The sequence below is a fragment of the Bradyrhizobium paxllaeri genome (assembly GCF_001693515.2).
Classification (GTDB): Bacteria; Pseudomonadota; Alphaproteobacteria; order Rhizobiales; family Xanthobacteraceae; genus Bradyrhizobium; species Bradyrhizobium paxllaeri.
Genome location: NZ_CP042968.1, coordinates 4,209,054 through 4,226,507, shown reverse-complemented (window position 1 = coordinate 4,226,507; position 17,454 = coordinate 4,209,054). Strand labels below are relative to the sequence as shown.

17 protein-coding genes and 1 tRNA gene are annotated in these 17,454 nt (G+C 64.2%); 10 read left to right on the top strand and 8 right to left on the bottom strand.

Annotated elements, in window-relative coordinates; translation table 11 throughout:
• Window positions 1-30: 30 nt before the first annotated feature.
• Window positions 31-2,193 (bottom strand): penicillin-binding protein 1C, encoded by a 2,163-nt coding sequence (gene pbpC, locus LMTR21_RS20220; protein WP_148635987.1) that lies wholly within the window; start codon window positions 2,191-2,193, stop codon window positions 31-33.
• Window positions 2,190-7,403, bottom strand: coding sequence for an alpha-2-macroglobulin family protein (locus LMTR21_RS20215; protein WP_065756221.1), 5,214 nt, complete (start codon window positions 7,401-7,403; stop codon window positions 2,190-2,192). Before LMTR21_RS20215 ends, pbpC begins: the two co-directional genes overlap by 4 nt.
• 322 nt (window positions 7,404-7,725) lie before the next feature.
• Between LMTR21_RS20215 and LMTR21_RS20210 the strand changes: the two genes are divergently transcribed.
• The 3 genes from LMTR21_RS20210 (at window position 7,726) to LMTR21_RS20200 (ending at window position 8,562) form a co-directional block, all read left to right on the top strand.
• A tRNA-Arg gene (locus tag LMTR21_RS20210) sits at window positions 7,726-7,802 on the top strand.
• Window positions 7,803-7,915: 113 nt separating this feature from the next.
• Window positions 7,916-8,173, top strand: a complete 258-nt coding sequence (locus LMTR21_RS20205; protein ID WP_057861442.1) for a hypothetical protein — start codon at window positions 7,916-7,918, stop codon at window positions 8,171-8,173.
• Between the two features lie 104 nt (window positions 8,174-8,277).
• Window positions 8,278-8,562 (top strand): DUF3551 domain-containing protein, encoded by a 285-nt coding sequence (locus LMTR21_RS20200; protein WP_065756222.1) that lies wholly within the window; start codon window positions 8,278-8,280, stop codon window positions 8,560-8,562.
• 47 nt (window positions 8,563-8,609) lie between these two features.
• On the opposite strand, the gene LMTR21_RS20195 is transcribed toward LMTR21_RS20200, so the two are convergent.
• Entirely contained in the window at window positions 8,610-8,885 is a 276-nt protein-coding gene (locus tag LMTR21_RS20195) for a hypothetical protein (RefSeq protein ID WP_084030972.1), read from the bottom strand.
• A 244-nt stretch (window positions 8,886-9,129) separates the two neighbouring features.
• Here LMTR21_RS20195 and LMTR21_RS20190 point away from each other — a divergent pair, with 244 nt between their 5' ends.
• Window positions 9,130-9,381 carry a PilZ domain-containing protein gene (locus LMTR21_RS20190; RefSeq protein ID WP_065756224.1) on the top strand — a complete coding sequence of 84 codons (252 nt, stop codon included), beginning with the start codon at window positions 9,130-9,132 and terminating at the stop codon, window positions 9,379-9,381.
• Window positions 9,382-9,613: 232 nt separating this feature from the next.
• Window positions 9,614-9,931, top strand: a complete 318-nt coding sequence (locus LMTR21_RS20185; protein WP_065756225.1) for a hypothetical protein — start codon at window positions 9,614-9,616, stop codon at window positions 9,929-9,931.
• Between the two features lie 128 nt (window positions 9,932-10,059).
• On the opposite strand, the gene LMTR21_RS20180 is transcribed toward LMTR21_RS20185, so the two are convergent.
• The 3 genes from LMTR21_RS20180 to LMTR21_RS20170 form a co-directional block, all read right to left on the bottom strand.
• Window positions 10,060-10,356 (bottom strand): H-NS histone family protein, encoded by a 297-nt coding sequence (locus tag LMTR21_RS20180; protein ID WP_065756226.1) that lies wholly within the window; start codon window positions 10,354-10,356, stop codon window positions 10,060-10,062.
• Window positions 10,357-12,077: 1,721 nt separating this feature from the next.
• Window positions 12,078-12,380, bottom strand: coding sequence for a hypothetical protein (locus tag LMTR21_RS20175; RefSeq protein WP_065756227.1), 303 nt, complete (start codon window positions 12,378-12,380; stop codon window positions 12,078-12,080).
• A 38-nt stretch (window positions 12,381-12,418) separates the two neighbouring features.
• Entirely contained in the window at window positions 12,419-12,664 is a 246-nt protein-coding gene (locus LMTR21_RS20170) for a hypothetical protein (protein WP_065756228.1), read from the bottom strand.
• Between the two features lie 198 nt (window positions 12,665-12,862).
• Between LMTR21_RS20170 and LMTR21_RS20165 the strand changes: the two genes are divergently transcribed.
• Window positions 12,863-13,078, top strand: a complete 216-nt coding sequence (locus LMTR21_RS20165) for a hypothetical protein (protein WP_065756229.1) — start codon at window positions 12,863-12,865, stop codon at window positions 13,076-13,078.
• An 11-nt stretch (window positions 13,079-13,089) separates the two neighbouring features.
• Here LMTR21_RS20165 and LMTR21_RS20160 read toward each other — a convergent pair whose 3' ends face one another.
• Complete coding sequence (locus tag LMTR21_RS20160; RefSeq protein WP_141688627.1) at window positions 13,090-13,272, bottom strand: hypothetical protein; 183 nt, start codon at window positions 13,270-13,272, stop codon at window positions 13,090-13,092.
• Between the two features lie 126 nt (window positions 13,273-13,398).
• Between LMTR21_RS20160 and LMTR21_RS20155 the strand changes: the two genes are divergently transcribed.
• Window positions 13,399-13,752 (top strand): DUF6481 family protein, encoded by a 354-nt coding sequence (locus LMTR21_RS20155; RefSeq protein ID WP_065756230.1) that lies wholly within the window; start codon window positions 13,399-13,401, stop codon window positions 13,750-13,752.
• 133 nt (window positions 13,753-13,885) lie between these two features.
• On the opposite strand, the gene LMTR21_RS20150 is transcribed toward LMTR21_RS20155, so the two are convergent.
• Complete coding sequence (locus LMTR21_RS20150) at window positions 13,886-14,125, bottom strand: pentapeptide MXKDX repeat protein (RefSeq protein WP_065756231.1); 240 nt, start codon at window positions 14,123-14,125, stop codon at window positions 13,886-13,888.
• 336 nt (window positions 14,126-14,461) lie between these two features.
• On the opposite strand from LMTR21_RS20150, the gene LMTR21_RS20145 reads away from it, so the two are divergent.
• The 3 genes from LMTR21_RS20145 to LMTR21_RS20135 are packed head-to-tail and all read left to right on the top strand — an operon-like array spanning window position 14,462 to window position 17,390.
• Window positions 14,462-15,484 carry a TRAP transporter substrate-binding protein gene (locus tag LMTR21_RS20145; protein ID WP_065756232.1) on the top strand — a complete coding sequence of 341 codons (1,023 nt, stop codon included), beginning with the start codon at window positions 14,462-14,464 and terminating at the stop codon, window positions 15,482-15,484.
• A complete protein-coding gene (locus tag LMTR21_RS20140) occupies window positions 15,481-16,035 on the top strand; it encodes a TRAP transporter small permease (protein WP_065756233.1) in 555 nt (184 codons plus the stop codon). Before LMTR21_RS20145 ends, LMTR21_RS20140 begins: the two co-directional genes overlap by 4 nt.
• Window positions 16,032-17,390, top strand: a complete 1,359-nt coding sequence (locus tag LMTR21_RS20135) for a TRAP transporter large permease (RefSeq protein ID WP_065756234.1) — start codon at window positions 16,032-16,034, stop codon at window positions 17,388-17,390. Before LMTR21_RS20140 ends, LMTR21_RS20135 begins: the two co-directional genes overlap by 4 nt.
• Window positions 17,391-17,454 lie beyond the last annotated feature (64 nt).

Genomic DNA, 17,454 nt, shown 5'->3' with positions numbered 1-17,454 from the left:
CTTAAGTCGTGGTCAACAGAGCGTTTTTCCTCACTGTACCCGTATCACCACGGTATCAGCCGCGCCGGTCGCATCGATCACGGTCAGCCGGGCAAAGCCCGGTCCGGGTGGGTCCACCAGCCGCTGGCGGCGGCTGCCGATCTCGCCGACCGAGGTACCGTTCAGCATGACGGTCAGCGGCAGCACGCCGCCGGCGACCTTGACCGGCATCGCGGCGGCCTGCCCGTCGCCCGAACGGTCAACGTCGATCCGCGAGCCGTTCAGGGGGAACTGGATGCGCGGCGTGGCATCGTTGCTGGTCCGGATCAGTTCGCCGACCGCGCGGAAGCGCTTGAGCGGCAGCGGCAGCTTGGCATTGCTGGCTATCAGCGCGCCCTTCGGGGCCTTCGGCAGCGCCGCCGGGATTTTTCCGGTGCGTGCAAAGGCGTCGAACAGGATCGGCGCGGCGGCGATGCGGCCGACCAGGCCCGGCACCGGCGCACCGTCGGGGCGCCCCACCCACACGCCGATGGTGATGCGGCCGTCGAAGCCGACCGACCACGCGTCGCGATAGCCGTAGCTGGTGCCGGTCTTGAACGCGATCCTGTTATGCACGCCGTTTTCCGGCGGCGGCGTGCCGAGCAGCACGTTGCCAACCTGCCAGGCCGCGGTCTGATCCATCAGCCGCAGCGGCTCGCGGTCGGAGTTATCCTTTTCTTGGGCGAGCATGATTTCGCGCAGCGGCCGCGCCGCGCCGAGCCGCGCCAGTCCGGCATAGAGCTGCGCCAGATCCTGCAAGGTGACGCCGACGCCGCCGAGACCCATGGCAAGGCCCGGCGCTTCGTCCTTCGGCAGCACGAGGTTGCCGCCGGCCTGCTTCAGCCGCGACGACAGCCGGCTGGAGCCGACGCGATCGAGCAGCGCAATCGCCGGCACGTTCAGCGAGAGCTGCAGCGCCTTGCGCACCGGCACCGTGCCCTGGAACGTCATGTCGAAATTTTCCGGCGCATAGGAGCCGAAGCGAATGGGACGATCGTCGATCAGGCTTTCGGGATGCACGAAGCCGTCCTCGAAGGCGAGCCCATAGATGAACGGTTTCAGCGTCGACCCCGGCGAGCGTACGGCGCGGGTCATGTCGACCTGTCCGGCGCGGCGTTCGTCGAAATAATCCGCCGAGCCGACGCGTGCCAGCACCTCGCCGCTTTCATTGTCGACGGCGATGATGGCGACCGAGATATTCGGCCCCTGCGCCACGGCGCGGTCGCGCGCCAAGGCCTCCAGCATCTTCTGCAGGCTCGCATCCAGCGTCAGCTTCACCAACGGCGTATCCTTCACCGTCGCCATCGCGGCATCGGAGGAATGCGGCGCCAGAATTGGCATCGGCTTGCGCAGCCGCGGCACCGAGACCGCCTTGGCCTGCGCCGCGTCCTCCTTCGACACCACGCCATCCTCGACCATCCGCGCAAGCACGCGATCGCGCGCGGCGTGCGCGGCTTCCGGATGACGGTCGAGCCGGCGGCGCTCCGGCGATTGCGGCAGCGCGACCAGAAGTGCTGCCTCCGCAAGCGACAGCCGCTTCGGCTCCTTGCCGAAATAGGCGATGGAAGCGGCGCGGATGCCTTCGAGATTGCCGCCGAATGGCGCCAGCGCCAGATAGAGATCGAGGATTTCATCCTTGCTGAGTTGCCGCTCGAGCTGAACCGCGCGCACCATCTGGCGCAGCTTGGCTGAGATCGAACGCTCGCGCCGCGGCTCCATCAGCCGAGCCAGCTGCATCGTGATCGTCGAGCCGCCGGAGACGATGTGGCCGCGCGTGCCGAACTGCAGCGCCGCGCGCCCCAGCGCCAGCGGATCGATGCCGCCATGTGACCAGAACCGACGGTCTTCATACGCCAGCAACAGCTTGAGATAGCCGGGATCGACCGATGTCTTGGCATCCACCGGCAGCCGCCAGCGGCCGTCGGCCATCGCATAGGCGCGCAGCAGCTTGCCGTTGCGATCGACAATCGTGGTCGAGACTTTTCGCGCTTCGTCCAGCGGCAGCGGTCCGAGCGAGAAGACCCAGGCGGTAAAGGCGGTGGTACTGACGATGAGCAAGAAGGCGAGCGCTACCACGATCCGGAAGAAGTGGCGGCGTCCACTGCCAGCACCGTCGTGCCCGGGCTTGGCCCGGGCATCCACGTCTTCCCGTTGTTGGCGCAACTCTTCGCTCATTTCGCCGGACGCACCTCAACCGAGCCGGTGCCGGTGCGGCCGTAGCGCGAGGGGTTGTACATGTCCTCGACATAGGCCTGCGGCAGCACGTATTTGCCGGGCGACACGGCGCGCACGATGTAGGCCACCGTGAACACCGACTGGTCGTCGCTGGCGCGGTCGATCGCCGCCGTGAAGCGGTCGTCGCGGAACTCGGTATGTTCCGGCTCCTCGCCGTCCTCGATCCAGTCCAGCGTGCCCGAGTCACCTGACGACACCAGCCGCGGATTGTCGATCTCGAGGCCGGCCGGGAGATAGTCGGCCACCATGATGTGTCCGTATTCCGGCTTGGCCTCGGTGATCTTCAGCACCACGGCAAAGCGATCGTTCTGCTTGGCCTTGGTGACATCGGCGGGCTTGCCGTCGAGCGTGAAGTAATTGCGCTCGATCTTGAAGCCGTTCGACGCCGCCGGCTCCGGGGTAACCGGCGAGCCCGAGACCGAGACCACCGCCTGCACCGGTGCATCGCCGGTGTTGGTGATCTTGACCGGCTTGCCGGCCAGCGCCTCGGCCTTGTAGCTGCGATAGACCGCGGCCTTGGCCGGCGATCCATCGATATCGAGCGTCAGCGTTTCCTTCGACAGCGCACGTGCAGCCAGCACCATCCACGCATTCTCCTGCGTCGAGGTGTAGGGCGTAAGCCCCCGCGCCGCTTCGACCCGCTGGACGGCCTGCGTCAACGTTGCCCGCGGCGCATTGCCTTCGCTGGCGAGCGAGACCAGCGCCGCGGCATCGCGCAGCGCCGAGCCGTAATCGACGCGGCCGAACTCGATCACAGGCTTCGGCGCCAGCGCGTCGAGCGCAGCGCCATAGACCCGCTCCGCCCGCGTCTTGTCGCCGACCAAAGCCAGCGCCGCTGCGAGCTGCGACTTCGCGATTGGGGTCGCGAGGTTGCTCAGCTTGGTGTCCGCGAGATAGCGCAAGTCGCCGATCGGCGCTGCGCCATTGCGCGCGAGCACGTAGAGGCCATAGGCCAGATCGCGCCCGCCGTCCTTTTCCGGCTCGTTGGCGTTGACCACCGAGTTCCTGATGCGGTCGAGCGCGTTCTTGAACAGCACGTCCGGCACCGCAAAGCCCTTTTCACGGGCCCGCGTCAGGAAGTCTGTCACATAGGCGTCGAGCCAGGCATCGTCGCCGCCGGCCGACCACAGGCCGAACGAGCCGTTCGAGCCCTGTCGCGCCAGCAGCCGTTCGATCGCATCCTTGATGCGCTGATCGACGGCGGTATCCATCGCCAGATGCGCACCCGCCGCGAGGTCGTTGACATAGAGCAGCGGCATCGCGCGGCTCGTGATCTGCTCGGAGCAGCCGTGCGGATAGCGATCGAGCGCCTTCAGGATGGTCGCCGCATCGAGCGCCGTCGACAGGCCGACCGACAACGACACACCGCCCGTTCCCGACACGAGGTCCGAGAACATGTCCGACGTCAGCGTCAGGCTCTCGCCCTTTGCGAGCGTCCGGATCGAACGCCGCGCCAGCACCTGCGTCGCCGCCTTGACGTCGAGCGCATAGTGCCGCGCCAAGGTCAGCCCGTTCGGGCCTTTGATATCGACGTCGAGATTGGCGGTGCCGGCGCCGCCGGCATCGAGCGCCAGCGACATCGAGGTCCGCTGCTTCGCCGCCAGCTTCACGGTCGTGGTCGGATTACCCGTGACCTTTACCGGACCCGAGGTTTTCACGCTGATGCTGTAGTCGCCGGGCGCGCCTTCGACATTGTCGAGGTCGAAACTCATCGTGCCCTTGTCTCCGTTGAGCAGGAAGCGCGGCAGCGTCGCCGTCAGCACCACGGGATCGCGCACCGTAACATCGATGGTCGCACGGCCGAGCTTGGTCGCATTCCACGCCACCGCCATCACCCGCGCGGTGCCGGCAAACTCGGGAATGTCGAAGCTGATCTCGGCGGTGCCGTCGGCGCCGACCGTGACGATGCCGGAATAAAGCGCCAGCGGCTTCTGCGTGGGCGGTGAGCCCTGTAGCTCGGCGCCAGCGCCGTCGCCGCCAGTCCTGATCTGGCCGCGCGTGCCCTGCATGCCGTCGATCAACTGGCCATAGAGGTCACGGATCTCGGCCGTGAGACGGCGCTGGCCGAGATAATAATCGTCCGGCGCCGGCGGCTTGTAATTGGTCAGGTTGAGAATGCCGACGTCGACCGCGGCGACGACGATCTTGGCGTCCTCGCCGGGGTTGAGCCCGCCGAGCTTGACGGGGATCTTCAGGCTTGTACCGGGCCGTACCAGCGGCGGTGGCGACAGCGCGACGGCAAGCGTGCGGGTCTTCTTGTCGATGCCGAACCATTTCAGGCCGATTGCCCTTCCGGGCATCCGCAGCGCCGCGGCATCGAGCGGACGGCGCAGAGTCGCCAGCACATAGGCGCCGGTGCCCCAATCCTTGCCGACGGTCAGCCTGACCTGCTGGGTGCCTTCCTTGACGTCGATGGTCTGCGTCGTCAGCAGGCGATCGCCGAGCACGTTGACGGTCAGCTTGCCCGCGGTGCGCGCGTTGACTGAAACCACCATCGTGTCGCCGGAGGTGTATTCCGGCTTGTCGACCGAGGTCTCCAGCAGGTCCGGCGTATCGGCGCTGCCGTCGGAGTACCAGCCGACATCGAACTGAACCGAGGTGACCGGACCGTCCGCTTCGGTCGATTTGACGTCGAGGCGATAGCGGCCGGGCTCCGGCGAAACCGACACCCGCGCCGCCTTGTCGGCGGCCAACGTCAGGTCGCCATCGGCGACGCGCTTGGTCGATTTGACCGGCTCATACTCCCAGGAAGAGTTCTGACGGTACCACTGATAGCGCGACTCCATCTTGAGCAGTTCGTAGCGCAGGCCATCCCGCGAAAGTTGCTTGCCGTCGGGGCCGACGAATATGACGTCGAATTCGGCCTTGTCGCCCTCGGCGACGCTCTTGTCGCCGAATAGCGGCTTGATGCCGATCAGCGCGGCCTGCGGCGCCACGGGGAGCACCAGCTTGCGCTCGACGGCGCGGCCGCCGGTCTCCACCATGCGGATGAATATCTGCGCTTCCTGCGGGCGGGTGGACGTCGGCGCCTTGGCCAGCGAGACCGGGAAGGTCGCGACGCCATTGGCGTCGGCTTCGGGCAGGTTCTCGATCGGAGTCCGCTCGTTGCTCGCGGTCTCTTCATCGGCCACGCCGAACTGATAGCCGGGATAGCCCGGCCGCCCGGCGGCCGCGGGAGCGACCAGGATGTCGCCTTCGAGCTGCAGGCCCGAAGCGGGCGCGCCGTAGAGGAACTTGCCGGCGACCTTCAGTTCAACCGGAGCTTCAGCCTTGATCATCTTCTCCTTGGCCGAGATGTCGAACTCGATCCGCTCGGGGATATAGTCCTCGACCATGAAGGTGGTCTCGCCAACCGACGAGCCCTTGGGGTCGGTAAAGGCCCGCACCCGCCAGGTCCCGGTCGGGACCGCCGAATTGAGTGCGACGGCCATGGAGCGTCCGCCCGCGCCCTGATCGGGAAGCTGCGCGCGGCGGAATTCGACGCCATCAGGCCGCTCGATCACCAGGGTCAGCGGCCCACCGGCCATGGCGTTGCCCTGCCCGTCGCGGAGCAGCGCAGTCAGATAAACAGTCTCGTTCGAGCGGTAGACGCCGCGCTCGGCATAGACGAAGGCGTCGGCGCCGGGAGGTACGACCCGCCCCGACACGCCGCGGTCGGTGAGGTCGAAGGCGTTGGTCTTCAGGCTGAGGAAGGCGTAGTCGGCCTTGTCGCTCATGACCGTCAGCAGCGCCGGCGACAGCCCGCCCTCGCCGCGCGCCAGGCCCGCCTCGAACAGCACATGGCCGGCATCGTCGGTCTTGCGCGTCGCCAGGATCTCGTTGTTGCGCGCGACCAGCCGCACCTCGGCCTTGCCGATCGGGTCAGTCGACGCGAGTGAATTGACGAAGACATGGATGCCGTCGTTGCCGGAAAACGCCGTCAGTCCCATGTCGGAGACGATGAACCACTGCGTTGCCAGCGAGCCGTCATCATCGCTGCTGCTGCCGGGGCCCTTGGCGGCCGCCGTCATCACATAGACGCCCGGCTGCAGGTCGCCGAGCGCTTGATCTACGGGGAATGCCGTCACCACATCCTGGTTCAGCGTGGTTGCGGTCGCAAGCTCGCCCGACCAGACTTTTACGCCGCGCTCCTCGCCGAGAGCGGAGAGTTGGTAGCTCGAGAGCGTCTTCTGAAAATCGCTGTCGACCACCGTGTTGATCAGGTTGCGGTCGCCGATCCGGAACACGTTGACGTCCACAGCAGGCGTATTGACGCTGACCAGCGGAATGCCGCGCTGGCCGGTGCGCGGCAGCACATAGGCGCGGCCGGTGAAGCGCACGAACGGCTTGCGGTCGCGGACATAGATATTGAACTCGGCGGATTTCGGCAGCGTCTCCTTGACCGTGGACGGCAGGCCGGCGCGCAGATTGATGTTGTAGCGCTCGCCATGCTTCAGCCCGTCGACGCAGAGCTGCTTGCCCTCGCTGGTCAGCGCCGGCTTGTCGGTGCCGGCCAGCGCCACGAACGGCGCGAAATCGACCCGCTTGGCGAGGTCCTCGGAGAACTGGAAACAGGCCCGCGGCGAGGCCCCGTCGGAATCGACGGTGTAATCCAGCAGCCGGAAGCCGTGCTGGTCGCGCATCTTCTCATACTGGCCGCGGACCTCGGCGACCTCGCGCATGTCGAGCGACAGCCGCAGAGCATCCAGCGCCGGGCGCCACAGCTTGCGCTCGGACATCGCCCGTCCGAGCACCGCCAAGGCATCGGCCTCCTCGGCCTGGTTGCCGGCGCGCTGATAGGCGATGTAGGCCGCGGTCGAGGCGCGCTCATACAGGAAGGTCTGCTCGCTGGAACTGGCGGCGCGGATCTGGAAGATGGTCTTGGCGAGTTTTAGCCAATTTGCACTGTCTTCCGGCGTGGTGGCGGCGATGTGGCCGAGGATCTGCAAGCCGACCCGAAAGTCGGAGCGCTTGAAGGCGGCGTCGGCATCGTTGCGCAGCGTGGCGGAGGATTTGGCAACCGGCCCCGCCTCGCTCTTGATCTGGGCCTGCAGCTTGGTGGCCGAATCGGCGAGTTCGTCGCGCTTGAACGCCTTGTCCGCGGCCCCCGCCGCCGTCAGGCCAAGCGCCAGCGTGGCGCAAATCACTGTGGCGCGAACCAAACCGATCATGATGGGCTCCTTGCCGCGGACAGATGCCGCGTAACGAACAAAAAAGGCGCGAAAAGGTGACGGACTGATGACGGTAATGTCGGCTGCGAAAGGGTCGCATGCATGGCGCAAGTCAGTCCAAACGGTCCCGGCCGCCCCGGCCGAGGATAGCCGGCGGGCAGGCCTGTGTCAGGGCGAGCCATGGGCAGCCCGCCGTCTGCCTTAGTCGCCAAGTTGAGGAAATCGGTTCGACCGTCTTGGCGGGAAAGCGGATTTTTCATATTGGCAGTGCTAGAGAGGCTTGGAGAGGCCAAAGCGATGGCCAGCCGGCTATCGCCCGGACGGTCCCGTAGCTCAACTGGATAGAGTAGCGGATTTCTACTCCGCGGGTTGCAGGTTCGAATCCTGCCGGGATCGCCAACGCCGCTCTGCGCTTCTCCGCAATTTCGACTTCATTCTCGTCTCGGTTTGGATTCGGTCTAAGATGCCGGACAGCAACTGCTTCCCTTGCCCTGACAAAGGATGCGCTCGTCATGCCAAAGAAGGGAATCACGGGCCACGACGAATGGGTCATCACGGAAGCGCTGGCGACGGCGCTGGTCGCGCTGGAGCAGCTCGAACCGACCCAGCAGTCGCGCCAGCAGATGGACGATATCCGCAAGCTCCTGGCGGCGAACTGCCAGCCGGGGACCCTGAACCTGCATCTCGCCCAGGCCAAGTGCCGGTTGAACCCCCACGGCGATCGGGCTGCCATCTATCGCGAGTACGGGTTTGAGGACTGGGAAGTCTAAAGCGCGGCGACCCGTGCCTGCTGGAACAAGCGCCCGGCGCTGGTGTTTTTGTCGTTGGGAGAGGACCGCGACAAATTCCGCGGGGAAGTCTGGAGGATATCAGAATGAAGCTGCCGCACGCATCTGCCACAGCAACGGCGCTGACGATTTTGGCCGCGACGATCGCCCTGCCCGCACCTGCGTCTGCGCAGACCTACGATCCGGCCTATCCGGTTTGCCTGCAGGTCTACCAGGGCTTCACGGACTACTACTTCGAGTGCGCCTATCGAACGATGGGGCAGTGCCAGGCGTCAGCCTCGGGCCGCTCTGCGCAATGCGTGGTCAATCCCTATTACGGCGGGCCGAATGCCGGGCGCAGCAAACGCCAGAAGCGGTATCAGCAGTATTGATGGGCCAGTGCAGTTCGCGGCGCCCACCGGCGCCGCTGCACGAGGGTTCACCAGCCGTACGTGCCGAGCGCGAGCGGCGGCCGCTGCGCCTTGGCCGTACGCATATCGTCTTGCCTCAGGCAGCGCCGGGCGGCTTCGATCTCGGCATCGCTCGCGCCCTTGTTGCGCGCCCACTGCTCCGCGGCCGGCGCACTGTATTTCGCCACGTAGTAGCGCACGACCGGGCATGAAATTCGACGTAGAACACCGGACTGTTCACCCGCAACTCCGGCGCTTGAAGTCCCCAGACACAGCGCCAGCACGCACATCCAACGTAAAGCCATGCGATTCCCCTCTCTGTGCTAGAGAGGCTGGCTTTCACCGATGCATCAAGCCTGTTTGTGAGTTCCGCACACGGAACGGCCGTGGCTGTGTTGAACCCGCAACTGATACGGCTCCGGACGGGCATACTTTCTGCGATCATTAAAATTGATTGTTTACGAATTAGACCGAACCTGATTGCCGCCGGGAGGCAATTCGCCAAGCCGCTGCTTGCCCAGCCCAGGCGTGAACCGGTGGTAGCCGAGCATGGAAGTCGAACGCCGAGCCGTCGCACGGACGATGATTTCGAAAAACGCGCTTCTGTTCTTCGATGCGCAGCGCGGCGTCCTCACCTGCCGCGTTCAGGACGTGACGAATTCCGGGGCCGGAATTGAACTCCACGATCTCAATTTGCTGCCCCTGAATTTCGAACTGACCTTCGACAATTTTCACACCATTCGCGAATGCCGCGTGATCTGGCGGCAGGGTGATTTCGTCGGCGTTGCGTTTCAGAACTGATCCGCCTGTCCGTCCATCGCTGCGCTGAGACGCGGGTGCGGCCCGCCGGGCCGGGACAAAAGCCGGCCGACGGAACGAGCTGCCGCAGAATTGGAACCAACATCACAGTTCCGCGTCGACTCCCTGCTTTCGATGCCGCTCGGGCTCCACCGGCCGGCAACCCATGCCGGGTTACCGGCCTGGCGCATCCATCTGCGCCAGCATCATTCGAAATCTGTGACCGGAGTTCAGCATGTCCTGGGATCGACCGTTTGCTCAGCCCGTTCCGCTTCCGGCCGGAGCCCCTGCGCGGACGCTGCGAGACGCGGCCGACTACATCAGGAACCTGTCACAGCCGGAACGTGATCGTCAGGAATGGCGGCTTGCGGTCCAGATGCTGATCGATGCCGCCGAAGACCGCGGTCCCATGCTGTTCGCGCGCATGGGAATTGTCAGAGCTTTGGAAGCGAGCGTCGAAAGCCCGCCCAGCCACGACAAACAGGATCTACCCCTGGCCGAATTGAAGGGAGGCCGTGACGCCGGCCCTTCGAACAACCGTTCGCGCGCGTGAGCTGTGCGGGACATCGGAACGGTATCCGCAAACGGCAACAAGCCAATCTGCGGATACCCAAGCTATGGATATCCAAACACAAGCGCGTCGCAACCTGCGGCTGCAACTCGTCCCAGGGCCAAATCTTCCTAGGCTACGTGCCTGATGCGGAAGTCATCGATTCGCTTGCCGGACTTCAACTTTGCGGCGAGCCAGCGAGGCGTCTTTCCACGTCCCGCCCAAGTCTCGGACGGCCGATCCGGATTCCGAAACTTCGGAACGACTGTCGGATATGGCCGCTTCCCTGTCGATGAGCTTGCGCGCTCGCTGTCGCCGCCCTTGAGCTGCTTCAAGCGATCTTCAAGCACACGCTTCTCAGCAAGCAGCGTAGCAGCAAGCCTGGAAGCTACTTCCTCGTGTAGTGCCCACAATTCATCGGTGGACATCGATTTGAAGTTAGTTCGGTTCACGACCGTCCCCAATCATGATTCGATTTTCGGTTCTCATCGTTCGCAGAAAACATGAGGAGAATAAGGCCAATTCAGAACCTCTTTCGGGCCGAAAAGTTCCAGCCGGTTGGCATCATCACAGAACGCAACCGTAACGGAGTCTGTTCGTGGACGCACCAATTTTCGCAACTGTTGATTGATCGAACTGATCGCGCGCAGTGCTCGCGACGAGAGAAACCTAACGGCCTCTCGTTGATGGTTCCCTAATCGCAACTGCGTTCGATCATCGCTGCGAAATGTTTGCTCCCGCTCCATGCAGGTGCAAACGCGGCATCAGGTTAGCACGCGCTGTTCTCGCCGCGCGATATCATCCGGATTACCCAACTCGGCACAATGCCGCCCCACCCCCGCCACGCCGGCGTCAAAGTCGAACGAAGTCTCCCGCGTGCATCGCACCGAGGCACGATCACCGCGCGCCGCGCCGGCTATGAGTAGCAAGCGCGCCTCTTGACATCTTCCAGATGCAGCCAAAACCGGTCTTCTGTTGCCGGCGGGTGACATCGCTCGCGCTTGAATCCGGTAGTCTGGGGCCGTGTCGCGCAAACCTTATTTGATGGCATTTTCCATGAAGAGTTCGCAGCCGCGATTGCCATTCTACCGCTGCGCGGGCCGTTAGCCCCCGTGATGGGTTGCCCATAATAGCCGAGCGCACGTCTCCCTGGGGTAGGTGACAGGAACGGCGCCCGGCTATTCGGGCCGCGCGGCGGTGCGGCTCTAACAGGAACTCATTTCTGGCTTAAGGGAACTTTAAAAAGCTATTGAATCATAACGATTTTATTTACCGACTCAGTTTCCTGCCTGGATGCCAAGGCTTTCAGGGAACCAAAACGGCGCAAATCGGGGCTGAATTGCCTCGGTGCAAGGAACAGGGTCTATCGGCTGCTGGGCCAAGGTCAGGGCCGACGGCGCGGGCCTCCGATCCCGGCTATTCTTCGGAGACTTCCAGGAACGGCAAATCCACATCAAGAACCACGCCCAGGAACACGGCAACGCCGCCGATGACCGCCATCAACTCCAGGAGGATGAAGGCGAACAGCGCGCTCATTCCGATTGCCGCTTTTCTCCAGCCGTTCCACATGGAAATCCCTTAACACCGAAAATCCCGGGGCGGAGCAAAACGCGAACTTATGGCTAATGTGGAACCCGCCTTCCACGGTGTCTTCGCCGCCTTTCGGCGTCTGGTCGCCGGCATTGAAAGCCACGTGGCCAACTGCCGGCATTGCCCCCCGGGCAGGGACGTCGAACGGATGGCGCGATGAAAAGGATCGGCCGCACGGTCGTCCCGCGCATGCTCGGCGAGCGCGTTCGGCGTTCTTCGTCTTTGCGATGTGATGGAATGCCGATGAAGCCGGCCGACCGGTGGAAACGGCTCGGGTATTGCGATCAAGGAATAGACGAGGCCCGGAGTGCCTAGGAGTCCGGGCCTCGTGGCCTCCAGTGGTAGCACTCGTCGTGATGAACGAGCGCCCTGCCCCCCGCTGCAAGCGACGGCGTTATAGATCGTCGTTATCGGTGCGGCCAATCCGTACGAGTACGGTGCGCAGCCGCTGCGCGGTTCTGTGTGACAAATTGATCAGCAAGATGCGACAGACCGGATCGCCAAGCGACATGTGGGCTGATCTGCGGCGAAGGATCGCAAGAACACTTATGCGACGTCTCTATCGCTTATCGAACGGAATATACTGATGATACTCCTTCGGCACCGAGCTCCGGTATCGCGCGGGCACCGTGCCGCGGTCGATCGAATGGTCGATCTCCTGCTGTCGGGTCATCTTGGCCGGCTTCTTTTTCTTCGGCGCCGCCTTCTTCTCAGCCGCTGCGGTTTCCGGGGCGGCGGTCGATGAGGCTGCCGCCGGCGCGGTCCCGCCGCCCGGCGCGCCCTGCGCCAGCGCGGCGCCGGCCGGCGCGAGCACGAGAGCCGCCGCCGACGCGGCCACCACGAGATGAGACAGTTTTCGCATGGGAAACTCCAGCTCCGGCCCGTTCCGGCGCGATTCTATTACGTCCGTAGCCGTCCGCACACCGGGATCTTGGCGACACGGAGCGCCGCGGCCTGGCTGTGCTTGGCCCGGCTGCAGGTCGTGAAGACGAAGGCGAGCCGGCTGCACTGCCAGTCCGGACCAAGAGCCGCGCTGGCGGCTGGCTCGGGAGAGGACACGCCGGCCACGATGAAGCCTATAAAGGCCAGCGCGACGATGGCGGCGGTGACGACGAGGTTCTTGCGGGTCCACCAATTGTGGGGCATGGCGGTCGCTCCTGTTTCGGAAGTGCCGGAGAATAGGAACGACCCGCCGTAGTTCCTGTGAACCGGTTCACACTACACGGGTTTGTGCGCAGGCCCGCCTGATGCGGAAATTTGTATAACTCGCGTAAATCCGTTGCGGAAACGCAACCCTTGGTCGAGACTGACCATTCGGGGCGAATCGCGTGTGCGGGGCGTGCGATGGACGAGCAGGAAGCGGTTTACGACCACAACAGGTACAGGCAATTGCTGGCGGAAGCGGTCGACGAGACCAAACGGCTCGAGTTGATCGAGATCATGATCCGCGAGAAAGCCCGCGACAGGCTGGAGGCGCAGCGGGTGGCAGATCGGGCAGCGATGACGGCCATGACGGTCGCCCGCGTTCTCGGGCAGAGCGGACGTCGCGGCAGCTTCTAGGAAGCTACCGGTCACCTATCCGACGCAAACATCATCACCGAGCCGACCAGACCGATCAGTGCGCAGGCGAGCAGGCTATATTGCACGAACGCCAGCTCCACGCGCGGGGATTCGCTCGCCGTGGCCATCTCGTAGAGCAGCCAGCCTGATGTAATCCCGCTCATCAGCATCAATTTGGCCCATTTGCTGTTCACGCAAGCCTCCCCTGCTCTGCCAGCCCCCTTTCGACGCTGGCATTTTGCCCCGGGTTCACTTACCTAGTCGCCATTCCGCGCCCGTGGCGCGTCCAACCCCAAGAGTGAAAGCGACAAGGCCTCTTTATGAGTGGATTCAAGGAACCGAACTTCGCGGACCGCCAGAAGGCCGCGATGCAGGCGCGGCAGAACATTTTGAACAAGTTTCGCGCCCAGCCGGGACCTGACGATCCCGAAGTGAAGCGCCGGCAGGCCGAGCGCGAGGCGATCGCCGCCGCCCGCGCCAAGGCCAGGGAGGCCAAGGAAGCCGCCAAGGCCGAACAGCAACGTCTCGAAGCCGAGGCCGCCGCGGCCGAAGCTGCCAGGCTCGCGCGCGAGAAGGAGGAAGAAGCCGCCAGACAGGCAGCGCTGGAGGCCGAGCAGAAGGCCAAGCGCGACGCCCGTTATGCCGCGCGCAAGAGCAAGGGCAAGAAGCGGTAGGCACACCTCGTATCGCGGCCTCTTGCCGACGACCGATACAGCTCCCGTCATTCCGGGATGGTGCGTTAGCACCAGACCCGGAATCTCGAGATTCCGGGTCTGGTCCTTCGGACCATCCCGGAATGACGACGACTCAGTTCTTCTTCATGGCGTCATCTTTTTTCATGCCGTCCTTCGTCATGCCGTCGTGCTTCATGCCGTCCTTCTTCATCATGCCGCCCTCTTTCTTCATCGCGTCCCTGGACATGGACTCCTGCTTCATGCCGTCGCCCTTGCCCATCTTGTCCTGAGCGAAGGTGGCGGGCGCGAACGCAAGGCCGAGTGAAACGAGCGTGGCCGAGAGGATGAGGCCGATACGGGTCGTGGTGGTCATGGGGTGGTCGTCCTTTGGGGTTGGATAGATTAAAGCGACATCTGCCGCTTTCCCAACGACGAGTCCGCGACCCGCTTTGTTACCGGCCACATCCCGAAGTTCTTCCGAAGTCACGGTTAGTTGAAGCGGGCAAGTTAATTCGCGGTAACGCTCCGCGGGTGCGTACGCTGCAGCCTATCAGGCCTGCTGAAATCGGGGCTTGCCGTCGCGCGCCGCCTCGACCTATCACACCGCCTCAACCTATCAGACGAGAACTGCTTCGGATGACGACCGGCTAGCATGGGCTCAAACCGGTCGCCGTCGTCGACCCAAGAATCAATTTGCAGGGGAGAAACCATGCTCACACGCCGCCATGTCATCGTAACAGCGCTTGCCGTCCCTGCCGTGCTTCGCTTCGGCACCGGCACCGCCCAAGCTGCCACGACGCTGAAGATCTCACACCAGTTCCCCGGCGGCACGATCGACAAGGGCGACTTCCGCGATCGGCTGTGCCGCATGTTTGCCGCCGAAGTCTCCAAGCGCTCTGGCGGCGAGATCGCGGCCGAGGTCTATCCGAACTCCTCGCTGATCAAGACCAACGCGCAATTCTCGGCGATGCGCAAGGGCGCACTCGATATCAGCCTCTATCCGATGCCCTATGCCGGCGGCGAATTGCCGGAGACCAATATCGGCCTGATGCCGGGTCTGGTCGCGACCTACGATCAGGGCCTGCGCTGGAAGAAGGAGCCGGTCGGCAAGGCGCTGACCGACTTCCTCGCCGACAAGGGCATCATCCTGCTGAGCTGGATCTGGCAGGCCGGCGGCGTCGCCAGCCGCTCCAGGCCGATCGTCGCGCCCGAAGACGCCAAGGGGCTGAAGGTGCGCGGCGGCTCACGCGAGATGGACATGGTGCTGCAGACCGCGGGCGCCGCGGTGCTGTCGGTGCCATCGAACGAAATCTACGCTGCGATGCAGACCGGCGCGTGCGATGCCGGCATCACCTCCTCGACCAGCCTGATCTCGTTCCGCCTCGAAGAGGTCGCTAAATCGCTGACCTCGGGCGCCGGCGCCTCCTACTGGTTCATGCTAGAGCCCTTGATGATGTCGAAGGCGATCTTCGACAAGCTGCCCAAGAACCAGCAGGACATCATCCTGTCGGTCGGCAGCGAACTGGAGGCGTTCGGCCGCAAGGGCGCGCAGGACGACGATATCGAGGTCGCCAAGGTCTATGAGAAGGCCGGCGCCAAGGTCAGCCAGCTCGATGTCGCGACCGTCGGCAAGTGGCGTGACATCGCGCGCGACACCGCGTGGAAGGACTACAGCGCCAAGACGGCGACGTCGGCCAACCTGCTGAAGCTCGCCGGCGACGTTGCCGCATGATGCATGGTCCGATTCCGGATCAACAGGACCATTCCGAGGCCGCCATAGGCAACCCGCTCGTGGCGGCGCTCGACCGGGCGCTGGCGCTGTGCAACCGCGTCATCGTGGTCTTTGCCGCGTTCGCGCTGATCGCGGCCTGCGTGATCCTCAGTTACAGCGTGCTCGGCCGCGCGTTGTTCCACAGCGCCAATTACTGGCAGGACGAAGCTGCGGTCTTCCTCCTCGTCGGCGCCACCTTCATGACCGCGGCCTATGTGCAGGGCCAGCGCGGCCATATCGGCATCGAGGCCTTTGTCGGGCTGATGTCGCCGCTCGCCAACCGCATCCGGCTGTGGCTGGTCGATGTTGCAAGCCTGTTGTTCTGCGCCTTCTTCGCCTGGAAATCCTGGACGCTGGCGCATGAGGCTTACGTCGACGGACAGGTGTCGAACTCGATGTGGTCGCCCCCGCTCGCGATCCCCTATGTGCTGATGGCGCTGGGCATGACGCTGTTGTGCCTGCAGATCCTGTTGCAGATCATTCTTCCCTTTGCCGGTGCTTCACGTCGATGAACGTTCTTGGAATTGGTATCAGTTACGGCCTGGCGACCCTGTTTGCGATGTTCTCCGGCATGCCCATTGCGTTTGCTCTGGGCGCGGTCGCCGTCGTCTTCATGGCGATCTTCATGCCGACGGCCTCGCTCGATACGGTGACGCAGAACGTCTACGAGGAAATGGCCTCGATCACGCTGTTGTCGATCCCGCTGTTCATCCTCAAGGGTGCGGCGATCGGCAAATCCCGCGCCGGACAGGATCTCTATTCGGCGCTGCATGCCTGGCTGCACCGTGTGCCGGGCGGGCTTGGCGTCGCCAACGTGTTCGCCTGCGCGCTGTTTGCGGCGATGGCGGGCTCCTCGCCCGCGACCTGCTCAGCGATCGGTTCGGCCGGCATTCCCGAGATGCGCAAGCGCGGTTATTCCGGCGGCTTTGCCGCAGGCATCATCGCCGCCGGCGGCACGCTCGGCATCCTGCTGCCGCCCTCGATCACCATGATCCTGTTCGCGGTCGCCGCGGAAAAATCGCTGGGCCGGTTGTTCCTCGCCGGCATCGGCCCGGGGCTTCTGCTGGTGACACTGTTCGGCATCTACGCGGTGCTGCGCTTCCGTAAGGAATTTGCGGCCGCGCAGGCGCTCCATGAGAAGTCCGGAACGGAGTCCGCGATCCTGCAGCGTGACGAATTCACCATGGCCGAGCGCTTCACCATGCTGCCGCGGGTGATCCCGTTCGTGCTGCTGCTCACCGGCGTGATGATCGCGCTTTATGGCGGCTACGCGACGCCATCGGAAACCGCAGGGCTCGGCGGCCTTCTGGCGCTGGTGCTGATCGCGGTGATCTACACGGTATGGCGGCCGAGCGACCTGTCGCCGATCCTGACATCCACCATCCGCGAATCCACCATGCTGATGATGATCATCGGCATGTCGCTGCTCTATTCCTATGTGATGAGCTATCTGCATATCTCGCAATCGGCGGCGGAATCCATCGTCGCCATGCACCTGCCGCGCTGGGAATTGCTGGCGGCGATCTTGCTGATGGTGGTCGTGCTCGGCTTCTTCCTGCCGCCGGTGTCGATCATCCTGATGACCGCGCCGATCATCCTGCCGCCGCTGCGCGCCGCCAATTTCGACATCATCTGGTTCGGCGTCGTCATGACCATCGTGATGGAAATGGGGCTGATCCACCCGCCGGTGGGCTTGAACATCTTCGTCATCCGCAACGTCGCGCCGGATATTTCCTTGAGCGAGGTGATCTGGGGCACGCTGCCCTTCGTGCTGCTGATGATGCTGGCGGTGCTGCTGCTGTGCTTCTTCCCGGAGATTTCGACCTGGCTGCCGAACCTTGTGATGGGGCCGGACGGGGGGCGGTAGGTTAAACACCGTCGCCAACCCCGTCATTGCCTGCGACAAACGCCTCGGCCAATGAGTCATAATC